The 16882-nt window shown below is 69.1% G+C and carries 17 protein-coding genes; 6 read left to right on the forward strand and 11 right to left on the reverse strand.

Annotated features, from left to right (window positions below; genetic code table 11):
• Nucleotides 1-195: 195 nt before the first annotated feature.
• Nucleotides 196-861 carry a VOC family protein gene (locus tag ACQP2O_RS24200; RefSeq protein ID WP_433191151.1) on the reverse strand — a complete coding sequence of 222 codons (666 nt, stop codon included), beginning with the start codon at nt 859-861 and terminating at the stop codon, nt 196-198.
• A gap of 560 nt (nt 862-1421) precedes the next feature.
• Between ACQP2O_RS24200 and ACQP2O_RS24205 the strand changes: the two genes are divergently transcribed.
• From ACQP2O_RS24205 to ACQP2O_RS24215, 3 genes are all read left to right on the forward strand, one after another.
• Entirely contained in the window at nt 1422-3254 is a 1833-nt protein-coding gene (locus tag ACQP2O_RS24205; RefSeq protein ID WP_433189320.1) for a flavin-containing monooxygenase, read from the forward strand.
• A gap of 84 nt (nt 3255-3338) precedes the next feature.
• Entirely contained in the window at nt 3339-4106 is a 768-nt protein-coding gene (locus tag ACQP2O_RS24210; protein WP_433189323.1) for an SDR family NAD(P)-dependent oxidoreductase, read from the forward strand.
• 329 nt (nt 4107-4435) lie between these two features.
• On the forward strand, nt 4436-5089 hold the full coding sequence (locus ACQP2O_RS24215; protein ID WP_433189326.1) for a TetR/AcrR family transcriptional regulator: 654 nt from the start codon (nt 4436-4438) through the stop codon (nt 5087-5089).
• Nucleotides 5090-5275: 186 nt separating this feature from the next.
• On the opposite strand, the gene ACQP2O_RS24220 is transcribed toward ACQP2O_RS24215, so the two are convergent.
• Nucleotides 5276-5977: a hypothetical protein gene (locus tag ACQP2O_RS24220; RefSeq protein ID WP_433189329.1), complete on the reverse strand. Its 702-nt coding sequence runs from the start codon at nt 5975-5977 to the stop codon at nt 5276-5278.
• A 149-nt stretch (nt 5978-6126) separates the two neighbouring features.
• Nucleotides 6127-8148, reverse strand: coding sequence for a GH36-type glycosyl hydrolase domain-containing protein (locus tag ACQP2O_RS24225; protein ID WP_433189331.1), 2022 nt, complete (start codon nt 8146-8148; stop codon nt 6127-6129).
• Between the two features lie 157 nt (nt 8149-8305).
• Between ACQP2O_RS24225 and ACQP2O_RS24230 the strand changes: the two genes are divergently transcribed.
• Nucleotides 8306-9043 (forward strand): esterase/lipase family protein, encoded by a 738-nt coding sequence (locus ACQP2O_RS24230; RefSeq protein ID WP_433189333.1) that lies wholly within the window; start codon nt 8306-8308, stop codon nt 9041-9043.
• 102 nt (nt 9044-9145) lie between these two features.
• Here the strand turns inward: ACQP2O_RS24230 and ACQP2O_RS24235 are convergent, their stop codons facing one another.
• The 5 genes from ACQP2O_RS24235 to ACQP2O_RS24255 all read right to left on the reverse strand — a co-directional run bounded on the left by ACQP2O_RS24235 (nt 9146) and on the right by ACQP2O_RS24255 (nt 13303).
• A complete protein-coding gene (locus ACQP2O_RS24235; RefSeq protein WP_433189336.1) occupies nt 9146-9709 on the reverse strand; it encodes a TetR/AcrR family transcriptional regulator in 564 nt (187 codons plus the stop codon).
• 88 nt (nt 9710-9797) lie between these two features.
• Nucleotides 9798-10133 (reverse strand): SPW repeat protein, encoded by a 336-nt coding sequence (locus ACQP2O_RS24240; RefSeq protein WP_433189339.1) that lies wholly within the window; start codon nt 10131-10133, stop codon nt 9798-9800.
• Nucleotides 10134-10274: 141 nt separating this feature from the next.
• Entirely contained in the window at nt 10275-12335 is a 2061-nt protein-coding gene (locus ACQP2O_RS24245) for a serine/threonine-protein kinase (RefSeq protein WP_433189342.1), read from the reverse strand.
• 136 nt (nt 12336-12471) lie between these two features.
• The gene (locus ACQP2O_RS24250) at nt 12472-12648 is read right to left on the reverse strand and encodes a hypothetical protein (RefSeq protein ID WP_433189345.1); all 177 of its coding nucleotides are present in this window, start codon (nt 12646-12648) and stop codon (nt 12472-12474) included.
• Nucleotides 12649-12661: 13 nt separating this feature from the next.
• Nucleotides 12662-13303 carry a TetR/AcrR family transcriptional regulator gene (locus ACQP2O_RS24255; protein ID WP_433189348.1) on the reverse strand — a complete coding sequence of 214 codons (642 nt, stop codon included), beginning with the start codon at nt 13301-13303 and terminating at the stop codon, nt 12662-12664.
• A gap of 212 nt (nt 13304-13515) precedes the next feature.
• Between ACQP2O_RS24255 and ACQP2O_RS24260 the strand changes: the two genes are divergently transcribed.
• Both ACQP2O_RS24260 and ACQP2O_RS24265 read left to right on the forward strand, forming a co-directional pair.
• Complete coding sequence (locus ACQP2O_RS24260) at nt 13516-14643, forward strand: glycosyltransferase (protein ID WP_433189351.1); 1128 nt, start codon at nt 13516-13518, stop codon at nt 14641-14643.
• A 98-nt stretch (nt 14644-14741) separates the two neighbouring features.
• The gene (locus ACQP2O_RS24265; protein WP_433189354.1) at nt 14742-15014 is read left to right on the forward strand and encodes a LysR family transcriptional regulator; all 273 of its coding nucleotides are present in this window, start codon (nt 14742-14744) and stop codon (nt 15012-15014) included.
• 84 nt (nt 15015-15098) lie between these two features.
• Here the strand turns inward: ACQP2O_RS24265 and ACQP2O_RS24270 are convergent, their stop codons facing one another.
• The 3 genes from ACQP2O_RS24270 to ACQP2O_RS24280 all read right to left on the reverse strand — a co-directional run bounded on the left by ACQP2O_RS24270 (nt 15099) and on the right by ACQP2O_RS24280 (nt 16882).
• Nucleotides 15099-15377, reverse strand: coding sequence for a hypothetical protein (locus ACQP2O_RS24270; protein WP_433189356.1), 279 nt, complete (start codon nt 15375-15377; stop codon nt 15099-15101).
• 231 nt (nt 15378-15608) lie between these two features.
• Nucleotides 15609-16088, reverse strand: coding sequence for a dihydrofolate reductase (locus ACQP2O_RS24275; RefSeq protein ID WP_433189359.1), 480 nt, complete (start codon nt 16086-16088; stop codon nt 15609-15611).
• Nucleotides 16085-16882, reverse strand: coding sequence for a thymidylate synthase (locus tag ACQP2O_RS24280; RefSeq protein ID WP_433189362.1), 798 nt, complete (start codon nt 16880-16882; stop codon nt 16085-16087). The genes ACQP2O_RS24275 and ACQP2O_RS24280 overlap by 4 nt, the downstream gene beginning before the upstream one ends.

The following is a 16882-nucleotide window of genomic DNA, read 5'->3' on the forward strand; positions in this document are numbered from 1 at the left end:
GCAGGCGCGGGAATCCATAAGATCGCAGCGCAGCTCGAACTCGTGGCGTTCGGGGATCGTGGCGGCCGCGCGAACCTTGACCAGAATCCACACGCTGACCTTCATTGGTCGCGCCGAGCTCGGAGAACGGTTGTATCAGCATGTGGGATCCGTTCGTGCATCGCTGATGCACCCTCCCCGCGCGGCAGGTTCGCGTCAGCTGATCTGTTCGGCTAGGGCGACGATGATGCCGGCGGGGCCGCGGAGGTAGCAGAGCCGGAAGATGCTCTCGAATTGCGCGACGTCACCGAGGAGTTCGGCGCCGTGGGTGCGGAGGCGGGCGATGGTGTCGTCGATGTCGTCGACGGCGAGCATGACGTGGTGCAGGCCCAGCGTGTTGGGCCGTGGGTTGTCCGGCTCGGCACCGGACACCGCGGGGGTGTGGTACTTCGTCAGCGCCAGCCTGCTGTGGCCGTCCGGGGTCCGCATCATCGCGATGTCGCTCCGGACGCCGTCGAGTTCGACGGCGCGGTCCGCCCAAAGGCCTTCGATATGCCCCTTGCCTGGACCGGGCGACCTGACGGCGTAACACCGCCAACTGATGGCGCAGCACCAGGATTTCCGCCTCCTTGGAGACGTCCGCGGAGAAGCAGGGCAAGGGCACCTCGGATGAAGATCAGATAGACCAGGCGCAAAGCCATGAACCGGGATCCTGCCGCTCTCAGGCAGGGCCCGCACCCCGAACGGAAAAACCCAGGTCACGTCGCGAAGCCGTGCGGTCGCGGGCACCGGAAGAGCCATTGGGCCGGCACAGTGTGGCCGTGCCGAACCAAATGAGACTCCCGCGCGGGATGGTGCTGGAGCCGGTGGCGTACAACTCATTGCGGATAGGGCGGCCGCCACCGGTTTGGCGGTGGCCGTGCGCCGGGCTGGTCTGCGTGGTCGCGGCCGTTACGCGTTACACCCCGAGTCACCCGTATCAATTCTTTGGCGTCCCTGCTGTGATTTGCATGGATGGCCCTTTTGTAACTCAGAGTCACAGAACTGGGATCCCGCTGCATGTTCCTGGGCGATGTTTTTGCAGGTCAAGGCCAGCATGGCGGCATACCGAGACAAGATTCCCGTCTTGGCCTTGATCCAACCCTGGGAAGACTCACCGTTTTCCCGGGTCAACCCCGCTTTCCCCCTTCGAGCTGCATGAACGATCTATCGGCGCATGCCCGAGTGGGTGCTGAGTCGACGGCTACCAGGTCACCGGCAGTTCATAGACGCCATAGACGACACCGTCCTCCTTGGACGGCGGCTTCCCCAGGTCGGTCGCCAGGCGCAGGGTGGGGACGCGACACGAGATTAAGTCAACGAGTTGACTTAATCTCGTAGGAGATCTTCGATCCCCGACGCTTCGCGGCCACCCGGAAGGACCCAGAGAGGAAAGGACACGCATGTCCGTCCCCCGCACCTCCTCCCGCCCCACTGACCCCGACCCTGACCTCGACTTCGATCCCGACGCCCTGCGGGCCAAGTACCGTGCCGAACGCGACCGCCGCATCCGATCCGACGGAAACGCCCAATACCAGGGCACCGGCGGTGAGTTCGGCTACTACGCCGACGACCCCTACGCCGACCCGGAGTTCACGCGAGAGCCGCTGCACGACCGGGTCGAGGCGCTGATCGTCGGCGGCGGGTTCGGTGGCCTGCTCGCCGCCGCCCGATTGCGGCAGGCGGGCGTGGAGTCGATCCGGGTGATCGACAAGGGCGGGGACTTCGGCGGCACCTGGTACTGGAACCGCTACCCGGGCATCCACTGCGACATCGAGTCGTACGTCTACCTGCCGCTGCTGGAGGAGGTCGGCTACATCCCCAAGTGGCGGTACGCGCCGGGGGAGGAGATCCGGCAGCACGCGCGGGCCATCGCCCGGCACTTCGACCTCTACGACGAGGCCTGCTTCCAGACACAGGCGACCGAACTCCGATGGAACGACGCCGAGGCGGAGTGGGCCGTCTCCACCGATCGCGGCGACCGTATGCGGGCACGCTACGTGATCGTCGCCACCGGAACGCTCAGCCAGGCCAAACTCCCCGGCATCCCTGGTATCGAGACCTTCCAGGGACACACCTTCCACACGAGCCGCTGGGATTACTCCTACACGGGAGGCGACGCGAACGGCGGCCTGCACAAGCTGGCCGGCAAGCGCGTCGCCCTGATCGGCACCGGCGCGACCGCCATCCAGGTCGTGCCCCACCTGGGACGGGACGCGAAACACCTGTACCTGTTCCAGCGCACGCCCTCCTCCGTCGACGTACGGGACAACCGCCCCACCGACCCGGACTGGGCCAGGTCACTGAAGCCCGGCTGGCAGCGGCACCGTATGGAGAACTTCCTCAAGGTCGTCACCGGCATCCGGACCGACGAGGACCTGGTGGACGACTCCTGGACCAGCAGTGCCCGGCTCCAGGAGAAGCTCGTCCCGACCAACGCCTACCGGGACGTTCCGGCCGAGGAGCGCGAACGCGCCTACGAACTCGCCGACTTCCAGAAGATGAACCAGATCCGCGCCCGGGTCGACGCCGTCGTTCAGGACCCGGCCACGGCGGAGAAGCTCAAGCCCTGGTACCGCTACATGTGCAAGCGGCCCACGTTCAGCGACGAGTACCTGCAGACCTTCAACCGGCCCAACGTCACCCTCGTCGACACCGCCGACACGCACGGTGTCGAGCGGATCACCGAGAACGCCGTCGTGGTCGGGGACCGGGCGTACGAGGTCGACTGCGTCATCTTCGCGACCGGCTTCGAGGCCGGCATCTCGGGGATCCTCTCCGGACGACTCCCCGTGTACGGACGGCGAGGTGTCCACCTGTTCGAGGCCTGGTCGCAGGGTCCGAAGACGCTCCACGGGTTCTACACCCACGGTTTTCCCAACCTCTTCCAACTCGGCCCGACGCAGAGCGCGGCCGCCGTGAACTTCGTCCACGTCCTCGACGAACAGGCCACCCATGTCGCCGAGGTCGTCGCACAGGCTCGGGAGCGCCGGGCCCGGTACGTCGAGCCGTGCCCCGAGGCCCAAAACGCCTGGCTGGCCACACTTCGAAAGAACGCGCCCGACCTGTACAAGTTCAGGGCCGAGTGCACCCCCGGTTACTACAACAACGAGGGCATGCCACCGGAGCGGAATGAGGCGTACGCCGACGGGCCGGTGGCCTTCCACGAACTGCTCCGGCGCTGGCGCGAGGACGGCGGCGTGGAGGAGGTGCTCGTGGAGGCGGAGCGGGCGTGACCACCACGTACACCGGCCGCTTCGGCGATAGCCGCGGGCCGGCTCACGGAAGACCACAGGCAGTCCAGAGAGAAGGTGCGTCACATGATCGGTACGGGACTCGAAGGTCGCGGTGTCGTCGTCACCGGAGCTGCGTCCGGAATCGGCAGGGCCACGGCCCTGATGTTCGCGCGGGAGGGTGCGAAGGTGCTGGTCGCGGATCTCGATCGGGCGGGTGCGGAGGAGACGGTCAAGGAGATCGAGGCCGCTGGGGGAGTCGCGCTGGCAGTCGTCGGTGACCTGAGTGACCAGCGGGTCGTGGATACGGTCGTGGAGCGGGCCATGGAGGCCTTCGGCCGTCTGGACGTCCTGGTGAACAACGCCGGGATCATGGACCGCATGTCCGCGCTCGGTGAGACCGACGACGCCGAGTGGGAACGGGTCATCCGGATCAATCTGACGGCGCCGTTCATGCTGACCCGTGCGGTCCTGCCGCACATGCTGGCCGCCGGACGCGGCTCGGTCGTCTTCACCGCGTCCGAGGCCGGTCTGCGTGGTGGTGCGGCGGGTGCCGCCTACACCGCTTCCAAGCACGGCATCGTCGGTCTGGTGAAGAACCTGGCCGTCATGTACCGGGGGCAGGGCATCCGCGCCAACGCCGTCGCCCCCGGTCCGACCGCGACCAACATGCGCGTGGACGCCGGTGAAGGGGCCCACGGGCCCGCCGTCATCGGCGGGTTGATCGGTGCCGGTATCGGCCAGCTGGGTTCGGCGGAGGAACAGGCGGCCGCCATCGTTTTCCTGGCCTCCGACGCCGCGTCCTTCGTCAACGGCGCCGTCCTTCCCGTCGACGACGGCTGGGCCGCCGTCTGACAGCAGGGGACCTACGCCTTCCGGCCGGCGCCCGCGGTGCCGACCGCCTCGGCAGGGGCCCCGGGTGCCGTGGCGCTCTTGCGCTGCCGGGGGAGGAAGGAGGCCAGGAGCACGGCGACGAGGGCGGCGTCAGAGGTTCGGCCGTGTCAAGCGGGGCCGGTTGAAGCCGGCGCGAACGCCGGGTGGCGGGGTCGTGGAGGGGGCGCCCGAACCGGCCGTGTTCTTGCGTACGCTTTCGTGGCTTGACCTCGCCGACCAGGTCGAGGGTCTGCGGGGGCTTGGGGACGGGCCGCCGCGGACTGGTGTGATGTCCCGAAGTGGTGGTGATGATGGCCGGCAGGACGAGGCGGGATGAGCAGGTCAGTGCGACGAGGGAGGCGCTCCTGGCCGCGGCGGAGCGGCTGTTCGCCGAACATGGGGTGCATGCGGTCGCCAACCGCCAGATCAGCGAGGCCGCCGGGCAGGGCAACAATGCCGCGGTCAGCTATCACTTCGGCACCAAGGTCGATCTGGTACGCGCCATCGCCCGCCGGCACACCGAGGGGATAGAGGCCGGCCGGCTGCGCATGATGGCCGACATCGGCGACTCCGTCGACCTGCGGGACTGGGTGGCCTGCGCGGTTCGCCCCGTCACCGAGCACGTGGAGGCTCTGGGTTCCCCCAGTTGGTACGCGCGGTTCATCGCCCAGGTCACGGCCGATCCGGCACTGCGCGCGGCCACCGTCGAGGAGTTCGCGGCCGGCTCACCGTCGATGCGGAAGCTGCAGGAGGGCCTGGATCGCTGTCTGCCCGACCTGCCCGCCGAGGTGCACGCCGAACGCGCCGCCATGACGCGTCACCTGATCACGCAGATGACCGCGGAACGGGAGCGCGCCCTCGCGGACAACGCGCCGACCTTCCGCGCCACCTGGCGTGAGGCGGCGAACGGCCTGATCGACGCCATCGTGGCCCTCTGGCAGGCGCCGGTCACGCCGGAGGGCTGACCGCCGGCCGACTTCGGCCGAGCCCGTCGGACCGGGCGACGACCTGACGGAGGCGGGTGTCGTCGGCGTGGCGATGGGAACAGCCCGAGGCTCACGCCGGCGACGTACACCGTGCGGTCACGCTGGGCGGCTGAAACGGAGCTTGCGGATGCTCCACCCCTGCAACGCCCTGCGCCCGGTCTTCGGTCAGCCGGTGAACTTCGGCTGCTTCGTCACCGGGGATGCTGCCGGAGCCTCGCTCGCCGGGGAAGACGTGGCGTCGCTCGGTGACGGCTCCGGATCGCTGTCCGATGGAGACGGCTCAGGAGAGTCCGAGGTCGGCGTCGGTGTCGGAGTCGGGGTCGGCTTCGGGCAGTCCTTCCCGGCGATACTTCCCTGCACGTGCGCGTACTGGGAGTCTTCGACCATCCGCTCGCAGTACGTCCGATACACCCACCGCCACGGGTTGATCCCCGTCGTGGTCGCGTCCTTGCCGAAGTAGTGCAGTGGCCATTGACCGGTCGGCGGGTCAGCGGTGCCGTCGTACTGCTCGCCATCGACGCAGTGAGGTGAGGTCGTACTCGTCACCGCGTAGTCACCGCTGCCGCTGAACCGGCCTTCCACCTTGTTCACGATCGTGTCGCCGGAGTCGGATTTCGTTCCCGGTACGGTCGTGAAGTGCCCGGCGTCGCGGATGTGCACCGTCCACGTGCCGTCGGTGCTGCCCGGCGCGAACGTCGTCGTCCGCGTGAACGCGTCGAGAGCCCACGGCGGTGAGGAGTTCTCGGGGTGGTTCGTGAACGTAGCGGTGCAGGTCGGCAGCTTGCTGCCGGTGTACGCATACGCGACCGCCGGCACGGCGAAAGCCCCTGCGGCAACCGCCGTGGAAACGGCGAGAAGTCTCCTCATGCGAACTATGACGCTTGGCAGGCACTGGAAGATCGCAGGGTGTCCTGTTCAGGACACACATGACTGAGAGTCAGGTCTCGCGCTGCCCGGAGTCAGATGCCCGCCTGTTCAAGCCGGGCCGGTTCTTCCGCCGGTGACACCGGCGGGACTCACTGCCACGCCAGCTCGCCCGTGCCGCGAACCGTCCGGCCGTCCCGAGTGAGCACTCCGATCGGCCCCACGCCCCGAAGCCGTCCCGAACCGTCAGGACGGACCGTGAGCGTGCGGCTTTCGAAGTGCCCGCCCCCGCCGCACCGCATCCGCCCGTCGGCGGTGGGTTCCACGCCGAGCAGCCGCAGGTAGCCCAGCAACGGCTGGGCGTGGCTGTGCAGGTTGGCGACCGGGTACGCCTGCATCGCGACGCCGAGCGCCGGGAGGGCCCACGTCTCCCCGGGACGATCGCTCTCCGGAGCGAGGTAGGCGTCCGGGCCGGAGAGCGTGCCCGCCCACGTGCCGGGATAGGCCGCCGAATGCGCGTGCAGGGTCATGCGCCGCCACTCGTCCCACGCGAGGCCGGGATCGTGGCGCGCGGCCGCCCAGATCAGGGTCATGTTGATGGAGAACCACACCGAACCGCGATCCCCCTGGCGGGACGGCGGGCGGACCCGCGCACCGAGCGGTGACCCTGCCCGGCAGGTCTCGTCGATCGTGGTGAGCAGCGCCCGTGCCCGCGCGGGGTCGGCCGCACCGCACAGGATCGCCCACGGCTGCACCTCCAGCCAGAGGTCGTTGTCGCCGACCGGGTCGGCGCCGGGGCCGTGCGCGCGCCGGAACCAGCGGCCGTTCCATTCACTCGCGACCCGCTCACGAAGGTCTGCCGCGTACGCGCGGGCCTCCACGGCGGTGGCGGTGTCACCGAGCCGTTCGGCCAGTCCGGCGTACACCGGAAGCACCCATGCGGCCATCGCCGAGTTGAGCACGGACTCGCCGTGCTCGATCATCGCCTCCCGGTCGATCCCGGTCTCGCCGAGCGCGAGGTCGTTCCAGTCCGCGTTGAGGATGCGCACGTGACCGTGCTCGCCCACGCCCACCTCGTCGATGAAGAACCGGAACTGCCGCCGGAGGTTCTCCTCGAGCGGCACCGGATCGGCGCGATGGCAGGGGTGGTACGGCACCGGCCGCGCGAAGGCATCGAGGTCTCCGGTCGCCGCGGCGTACTCGGCGGCCAGCCACAGCGCCCACAGGTTCTGGTCGGACGGCCGGAACAGCTCGGTCCAGGGTCGTTTTCGACCGTCGAGCGCGTACGGCAGGTCGCCGTCCGGGCTCCCCCATGCGCAGGTGTTACGAAGCACCGACAGGGCGAGGTCCGGTTCGATGTAGACCAGCGGCAGCGCGTGCTGCAGCGGGTCCCGCGCCGCGCCGTTGAAACCGTGCCGGAACGAGTATGCCGAGCCCTGGTCGAGAGTGTGGCCTCCGAGGACCCCGTCGACGCATGCTCCCCCGGTGAGGAGGGCCGCGTGCCACGGGACCTCGGCGGCAGCCTCCGGCGCCCGCCTCGCCGCCGCCGACGGGAGCCGTTCCCGCAACGCGGTCAGGCTGCCGGAATACAGCGCGGCGGGGTCCGTGGGCGAACACCCGTCGTCCAGCCCGAACCGGAACCACAGCGTCCGGCTTCCACCCGGCGGCAGATCGACCTCGACCGTCAGGGCCAGCGGTCCCGACGCGGCGGTGACCCGCTCGCCGCCGATGTTCTCGAGCAGCACGGCCTGGCCTTCAGCCTCGGCGCCGCCGTGGCGCGGGCCGAACTCCAGGTCGACCAGGCGTGGGCGCACCACCCACTCCTCGGTCAACGCGCGACGCATCACCGCGTCGTTCCGGTTGACGACCTCGATGCGGATCAGCGCCCACGGCGCCTCGCCCTCGGGGCACAGCACGGTGCGCTCCAGCGTCGCGGTCTCGTCCGCCACCCGGACCCGGGAGAAGGTCGGCCCGAACACTCCTGTACGGGCGCCCTCAGTAGACAGCCCGCCCAGCCGGGACACCCCGGTCCGCTCGGTGATCCACCGGCATCCCGTGTGCTCATCCCACAGGCCGCTGCGCCCCTCAGTGTCCGCTGCCAGGGTGATCCGGCGGTTGCCCAGGTGCACCCGGTGCCCGGTGGCGGGCGGGTCGATGATCGGGTCCCAGGTCATGCCGGCATCTTGATAAGCGAAGGCCGGAAGGCCCTCGGCTCGCGTCCAATACCCGAACACGCTCACTTCTTCACGCCTCCCAAGGGCAGTACGGGGTTCGGTGCGCGTACATTGTGATGCGTCACGACCTATTTCCTCACTCGAGGAAGGGGACATCGTGCACTCACCGGATTCACCCCGCCCGCCGGGTGCGAGATCCGCGCTCGTTTCCGGGCTCGCCGCCCTGCTCACGCTGATCGGATTCGTCTCCGCCCTTCCCGCGCGCGCCGCCGTCCGGGAGCCGGTCCTGCTCATCAGTGGTTTCGACGCTCAACGGACCTCTCTCGACGGCTTCGCGTCCTGGCTTCGGTCCGAAGGGGACACCGTCTACACCATGCAGTTGCCCGGCTCTCCCCCCGGGACCACGGCGATAAAGGAGGCGGCGGCCGTCGTCGCCTCGGCGGTCACGCGGATCCGCGGAGCCACGGGTGCGTCGCGGGTCGACATCGTTGCGCATTCCGAAGGGGGGCTCGCCGGGCGCTACTACGTCAAGTACCTTCGCGGACTCGATCGGGTCGCCACCTTCGTCGACGTGGGAACGCCGAACTACGGCGTCGTCGTGGCGGTCCTGTGCGCGGCCATCTGGCAGGGCTGCGCCGACATGGTGCCCGACTCCGCCTTCTTGAATGAGCTGAACGCAGGAGATCCGACCCCTGGCACGATCCCCTATTTCCACCTGTTCAGCGACAACGGTAATGAAGAGAAGGTGTCCCTTCCGGGCGCGACCAACGCGAGCGTCCAGTCGTTCTGCCCCGGACGTGTGGTCGACCACGCCAAGGAATTCGACGACATGGCGATGCGTCGGCTCATCTCGTCGGCTCTCCACGGCGGCCCTCTCACGACCGACTGCTCGTGACCGCACCTACCCGACGTCAGCGGTGACCGGACCGGGTGCCCGCGACCGGGTCGACGTCGGCATCGCAGGGCGCCGGCCGGCGCCCGGACGAGTTGGAGAAAGTCACGCGCCGAGGGCGTGGACGATGAGCTCGGCGACCGCGTCGGGATCGATGTGCTGGCCGGTGAGGTGCTGAAGGCCCTCCTGGTAGAGCAGGACCGTGGCGAACGTGGCCGCGGCGGCCTCGAGGCGTGCGGCGTCGCCGCGGCTGCCGGGCAGGGTGAGTTCGAGCGCGCTGCGGGCGCGCCGTACGACCTCGGCGTTGACCCGCCTGAGACGCTCACGGGCCGAGCCGTGCGTGTCGGCCTCGCGGAAGAGGATGCGGCGCATGGTCGGCGAGGCCTGCAGCGGAAACCGTCGCGCGAGCCGGGACAGCGCGTCGGCCGGGTCACCGTGCGCGGTCTCGGCGTCGGAGACCTCCTCGACGAACGTTCGCTCGTGGATCAGTGCGGTCAGGACGTCGATCTTCTGCGGGAAGTAGTGGAAGACCAGCCCCTTGGGGACCCTGGCCCGTTTGGCGATCCCCGCGGTGGAGGAGCCGTTGTAACCGGCCTGCGCGAAGAGCTCCTCGGCGGCGTCGAGAATCCGGGTGCGTGTATCGGCGGATACGTCATGTGACCGTCTCATACGCCCTCCCGGTGTTATTTCGTGGAACCGCCGAAAAGAGTCGCGGCCCCTGAGCGGGTGCGCCCAGGGGCCGTCTCGGGGCCTTGGCTCATGTCGCCGCTGACGTGCTCCGAACCTGGATCGCATCCCACACGCCGACAATAGTCGCGACGCCGCCGGCGATCCATGCCGTCCAGGCCGCGGCGTCCGAACCCGTGAATCCGAAGGCCCACGGCGAGACGAAGATCAGCGCCGCGAAGGCCGTTGTCGTCCACGGCAGAGGGCCCGCCGCCGACAGGAGCGCGTACAGACCCGAGAGCGCGAGCAGGGCGCCGAGCACCATGAGGGGCTGCTTGCCCGCGTTGTCCGCCCACAGGCCGGGGGCGAGCAGTACGGCGAGTCCGGCCAGAAACGCGACCGCGTTCTGCCACGTGATTTTACCCATTGGGCCGCCTCCAGGAGGTCCGATGTGGAGGTCTTGTCCCTTCAAGAATTCCCTGACTGACCGCCCGGTCAATCGGACCGGAATGGACATATGAGAGAAGTGAGAAAGATAGTTTTATGTAGCAACTGCGGGGCGGGCCTGCTACGCGTGCAGGCCGTACAGGGTGTTCTTCTCCACGGCCGGGGAGCAGGTGAGGATGAGAGTGTTGTCGCTGGTGGTGGCGACTCGCTGTGGCTTGATGGCGTGGTAGCTCCACAGGAGGCGTCCGGTTTCGGCGTGCAGGGCGTAGGTCATGTCGTGAAAGCCGGTCAGGTAGACGACGCCGCTGAACGGGCCCCAGACGCCCCCGAAGCCCGTGCCTTCGAACTTCCACCGCTCGGATCCGTCGGTGACATTAAGAGCGTGCAGCGTGTTGGCGCTGTCGTCGATGACGTACACCGTCGACCGGTCGGCCACCGGCGCCGTGTCGGCCTGCCCGAACGCGGCCTTCCAGCGGACCTGCCCGGTCTTGGCGTCGAGCGCGCAGAACGGCGATGATTTCTGACCGCCCGCATACACCGTGTCGTTGGTGGCGAGCGGAGGGCCGAAATACCTGCCGGCGGCGAACTGCCAGCGCTGCTTGCCCGTGACCGTGTCCATGGCGTAGACGTTCGGAGCGGTCATTTCACTGCCGTCGGCGAAGGCCACGATCGTGTCGGAGACGCTGATCCAGTCCGTGTCGACGGCACCGGCGCTGTACGTCCATCGCCGGTGGCCGCCGGCCCGATCCAGGCAGATCAAGGTCGAGGGGCCAGAACCGTCATCGGCCCAGCCCGCCACCGCCGTGTCCACCACGTCGAACACCCAGAAAGGAGCCTTAGCGGACCATAGCTGCTTCCTGCTGGACTCCTGGAGCGCGTAGAACCGGGATTCGGTGGCCACGTAGAGCGCGTTGTGACTCTGGGCGACCGCGCGGATCATCGTCGGCACGCCGGGAGCGGTCCACTTCCAACGGCGCGCGCCGTTCTTGGGATCCAGGCCGGACAGCGTCCCGTCGACCTCGCCACCGTCCTTATCGGCGTTCTCGGCCATCAGGACCGTATTCCCGGTGGCGACCGCGGTCGTTTCGCCCGGGGTGATTCCGATGTTGACGGTCAGCTGCCACAGGGTCCGGGGCGGGTTGACCGGGTGCGTGTCGACCGGTGCCGGGCTGGGGCCGTTCGTACGAGGCTTCTTCCGGCTGCCGGTCAGGAGTGCGGGGGCGCTGAGCGCGGCGGTGACGGCGACCGCGGCCGCACCTCCGGCGGCCAGGACGCGCCGACGGCTGAGCCCGGAGGGCACAGGCAGGGTTCTGGTCGCCACGCGGGTGTCGGTCTGCTCGACGAGGGTCGGGGTCTGCTCGACGGGGGTCGGGGCGACCATCACCGGTGGCACGACGGTGGCCAGGATCTGGGGGACGGTCGGCCGCGCCTGGGGATGTTTGTCCAGGCAGGCAGTGATCAAGGGCAGCAGCGCATCGGGTACGCCGGTCAGGTCGGGTGGGTTGTGCACGACCCGGTACAGCAGGGCGGGAGTGGCGCCCGCGCCGAACGGGGACCGGCCGGTGGCGGCGTAGGCGAGCACCGCGCCGAGGGAGAACACATCGCTGGGTGTCTCCACGGGCCGGCCGTTGATCTGCTCGGGGGACATGTAACCCGGGGATCCGATCGTCACACCGGTACGGGTCAGCGCGCTGGCCTCGGCCGCTCGAGCGATACCGAAGTCGATGACGCGGGGGCCGTCGTCGGCGAGCAGGATGTTGGAGGGCTTCAGATCACGGTGGATCAGCCCGGCGGCGTGGATCGCCGAGAGCGCGTACGCCAAGCCGGCGGCCAGGCGGCGCAACTGGGCCTCGTCCATCGCACCGTGATCGATGATGTGGTCGGCCAACGAGGAGCCCGGAATGTAGGCGGTGGCCAGCCACGGGGTCTCGGCGTCGGGGTCGGCGTCCAAGACCGCGGCGGTGTAGCGGCCGTCGACCGCGCGGGCGGCGTTGACCTCGCGGGCGAACCGGCGGCGGAAGTCGCGTTCCTCGGCGAGCTCGGGCCGTACCACCTTGATGGCCGCCTCACGGCCCTCGGCGTCGCGGCCGAGATAGACCCGCCCCATCCCGCCCGCGCCAAGACGACCGACCAATGCGTACGGGCCGATGTTCGCCGGATCTCCCGGCGCGAGCGACTCCACCACACCCCCACACGCACGCGATCATCCGGACATGGCACCGGACCTTCCGGGCCACCTTAGCGATCACTCGCGAACCGGGCGATCCGTGGCGGTGCCCGCCTTCAGGCGGTCCGCTCAACGGCGTGGGCGGTCGTGCCTATTCATCGCTGGGCGGGGCCATTCCGGCTCCGGGCAGGCCGGCGTAGAAGTCGCCGCTCGAGCAGGAGGTGAGTTCCATCTGCATGCCCCAGGGGGTCAGGAAGTAGAACCAGCGTTGGCCGGCGATGGGGGAGTCCGAGGCGACGCCGTTGGGTCGGAATGAGCACGCGGTCATCCGATGGCAGGTGTCAGTCCCTCTGCTGAGGGCGATCGAGCAGGGCGGCGGACAGTGCTTCCCTGAGCCAGGTCTCGGACTCCTCGAGCGACCAGCCGAGGTCGTCGGTGCGGATGAAGTAGGCGGAGTTGCAGAGATGGAGCCAGAGCAGATCGGTGGCTCGGGAAACGTCCACGCCTTCGCGGAGCGCGTCCATCTCGGCGAGCCGGCGGGCGGTCAGTGACAGCCCACGGCGCATGCTGGCATGAGCGATCTGCTGGATCTCCCGCACGCTCGGCTCCTGCGGGGCAGCGGCGGCGACCTGCCGCATCAGGCCGGACCACTCCTCGAACTTGACGCGTGTGGCGTGCACGATGAAGTGAACCAGCTCCTGCGGCTCCTCGATCGACTCGATCCGGGCGAGGATGCGCGGGATGTCACTGGCGGTGGTGCCGGACTCGATCAGCGTGCGGAGCAGTCCGTGCTTTCCGCCGCCGACCGCATACACGGTCGCCGGCGCGACGCGAGCACCCCGGGCGATCTCCTCGACCTTCGTGGCGAAGTACCCCTTCTGGACGAACAGGTCGCGCGCCACGTCCAGGATCGCCTGACGTGTGATCTGGGCGTACTCGGCCCTCCTGCCCATTCGAGCAGCGTTGCCCCGCGGTTGTGCCATGCCGGTGATCCTAGCTTTGCTACTCTCAATAGAGTCGACTCTGATGAGTGGGGCGAACTCTACAAACTGTGGGGCGGTCGTGGTCGCGGGTGGGTCCGTCACCATCGCCGGGATCGAGACGAGGCCGTCCCCGTAGTTGTGCGTTCCGCTCTTCAGGAACGTCGTGCCGGAAACACCCGGCTCACCGACTCGAAAGGGACGACACCCCTGTCATGAAAGCGCTCTTCACCACCTTCCCCGCGTACGGCCATCTGCTGCCGATGCTTCCGCTCGCCGAGGCGGCTGCCGCGGCAGGGGACGAGGTGGTCATCGCCGCAGCAAAGGATCTGCACGCGACGGCCGGCGACTTGACGACGCGTGCCCTCGGACCGTCGTTGCCCGACATCCTCGCCGAGAACACCAGCCGCTTCGGGCGGGACGTTCTCGGTTACCGGGCCGACGATTCTGATCTGCTCGCCGAGAACGTGGCCCTGTTCACGACGACCCGCGCCGACATGGCCTTCGACGAACTGTGTGAACTGACCGCGGAAGAGCGGCCGGATGTCATCGTCGCGGAGATGTGGGACTACCTCGCGCCGCTGGTGGCGCGGCGGCTCGACATCCCGTGGGTGACCTTCGTGCACAGCCCCGCCACTCCTATCGACGCCGCTCTCGAGGGCGGCCTGGCGAGGACGTTGGAGCAGCGTGGGCTGACGATGCCTGCCCGGCGGGCGACCGTCCAGCTGTGGCCGGAGTGGCTTGAGAGTGAGCAGACCCCTGCTCGGGATGAGGCCGTGTTCGCGATCCAGAACGTCCCGTACAACACCTCCGCGATGGTCGACATCCCCGCGTTCGACGGTGAACGCCCGGTGGTGCTGGTGAGCCTCGGTACGGTCGTGGACGACCTGGCGCTGCTCAAAACCGCTGTGCGCGCTGTGCTCGACGCCGGTGCCGATGCCCTCGTCACGACGGGGTTCACTACAGGAGCGGAGGACATCGAGGGCGACTCCGGCCGGGTGCGCGCCATCCCGTTCGCTCCGATGGCGCAGCTACTGGACCGGGTCCAGGCAGTGGTCGCCGCCGGCGGCTCGGGGACCACACTCGCTGCGCTCTCACGCGGCCTGCCACTGGCCTTCGTGCCACGCATGGCGAATAACCCGCTGGTGGCGTCCGTCGTCGCCGGCTTCGGAGCCGGTGTCGTCTGCGACGACCCGGCCAAGCTCACGGCGGCGGTGCCGATGCTGCTGGACGAGCCGGAGCTACGAGCACAGGCGCGGGCCGCGTCCGAACTGCTGGGCGGGCGCCCCGCGCCGGGCGCGGTGTGGTCGGCACTGCAGAACCGGGTCGGTCAGGCCGGGTGACGAGATGCCGGGGTGAGTGCGGCGCACCCGCCCCGGTCAGGCGTTCGGGGTGTTGACGGGTGGTGGCAGGACCTCACTCGCATTCACGGAGGGAATGCATGGACTTCCGGTCGCTTCGTTTTGCGATCACGCTTGCGGAGGAGTTGCACTTCGGCCGGGCCGCGCAGCGGCATTACATCGGTGCGCAGCCGTTCGGCCGGCACATCCAGGAGCTGGAGCGTGAACTGGGCGTCCGGCTGTTCGAACGCAACAGCCGGCGAGTCACCGTGACCCAGGCCGGCGCGCGGGTCCTGGCCGAGGCCCAGGCCATCCTGAACGCAGTGGACGCGCTCACCGACTCACGCACCAATGGTGGAGGGCCGGTGCCATAGATATGGCACCGACCCTCCACGGCTTGGCCATCGCGCCGGTGGGGCGGGTGACCGGTCAGGAACCGCGGACAGCGCCGATCTTGTTCACGTCGTGAAGCCGTTGACGTTGAGAGGCGGCGAACCGGCCGCCCGCCAGGCCGCCTCGTCCTTCTTGGTGGGGAAGGCGACCTGAACGTCCAGCGGCAGGCGCGACCGGAGCCGCATGCCGGTCTCGCCGGGCGGGGTGCATGCCCAGCTCTCGTCGCTGCTCGCGCCCCTCGCCTGGAACGTCTGGGGCTTGCCCTGGGGGATCGGGCTGCCCTGGGGGATCGGGCTGTGCTGGGGGATGGGGGTGGCTTTCGGGCCGGGCTGTTGGGGCTCCATGGGCGCCAGGTGGTCATCCCACGTGCGCGTCCGGCTGTACCAGCACGTCCCATGGGTGGCGGGCTGCTTGGCGGCCGTCTCCGCGCTGGCCAGCAGGAACGGTTCCCGCAGTGGGCGGACCCGCTGGTCGAGCGGCTCGCCTCCGGGGGGACCGTCAACGCTGTCTTCGGCCCGGTGCGATCGATCTTGCTTGGTGTGGAACCGCCGGCTCGGCGTGTGCCTCGCGGCTGGTCAGCGAGTTTTGCCGGTAGCCCAGTCCCAGGTCAGGAACCGGTAGTGCAGCCCGGTCGATGACTCCTGCCACGCCCCGACGGAGTCCGGCGGGCGTCCCACGCCCGGCGCGTGCGTGTCGCCTTCGAAGGACTCCTGGATCTCGGTGACCACGATCCGGTCCGCGATCGGCAGCGCAGCGCGATACACCCCCGCGCCGCCGATCACCCACACGTCCCCGGACACCGCGGCGAGCGCCTGTGGCAGGTCGGGGAACGTGTCCACGCCCTCTTGCGGCGTGCGCGACAGCACAAGATTGCGCCTGTTCGGCAGCGGGCGGAACCGCGGTGGCAGCGACTCCCATGTGCGGCGGCCCATGAGCACGGTCGCGCCCGCGGTCACGGAGCGGAAGTGCTTCGAGTCCTCGGGCAGGTGCCACGGCAGGGTGCCGTCGCGGCCGATGACGCCGTTCGCCGACTGCGCCCAGATGAGCCCGATCACACCGCCACCGGTGCCTTGATGCCGGGGTGCGGGTCGTAGCCGTCGAGCGTGATGTGCTCGTAGGTGTAGTCGAACAGGCTGTCCGCCGGCTTCAGGCTCAGCGTGGGGAACGGACGCGCTTCGCGCGTGAGCTGCGTGCGGACCTGGTCCTCGTGGTTGTCATAGATGTGACAGTCGCCTCCGGTCCAGACGAAGTCACCGACGCCGAGGCCCACCTGCTCGGCGATCATGTGCGTCAGCAGCGCGTAGCTCGCGATGTTGAACGGCACGCCGAGGAACAGGTCCGCGCTGCGCTGGTACAGCTGGCAGGAGAGCCTGCCGTCGGCGACGTAGAACTGGAAGAACGCGTGGCACGGCGGCAGCGCCATCCGGGGGATGTCGGCGACGTTCCACGCGGACACGATGATCCGCCGAGAGTCGGGGTTTTCGCGCAGCGTGCGCAGCACCTGGCTGATCTGGTCGACGTGCCCGCCGTCCGGGGTCGGCCACGACCGCCACTGCACGCCGTAGACCGGGCCGAGATCACCGTCCGGCGCCGCCCACTCGTCCCAGATCGTGACGCCGTTCTCCCGCAGCCACGTGACGTTCGCGTCGCCGCGCAGGAACCACAGCAGCTCGTACGCGATCGAGCGGAAGTGGACCTTCTTCGTCGTGATCAGCGGGAAGCCGTCGGCCAGCCGGTAGCGCAGCTGGTGACCGAAGATCGACCGTGTGCCCGTGCCCGTGCGGTCCTCCTTACGGGCGCCCGTGTCGAGCACGTGGCGGAGCAGGTCTTCGTACTGCGTGTCCGGCAT

The sequence above is a fragment of the Actinoallomurus sp. CA-150999 genome, assembly GCF_050942425.1.
Classification (GTDB): Bacteria; Actinomycetota; Actinomycetes; order Streptosporangiales; family Streptosporangiaceae; genus Actinoallomurus.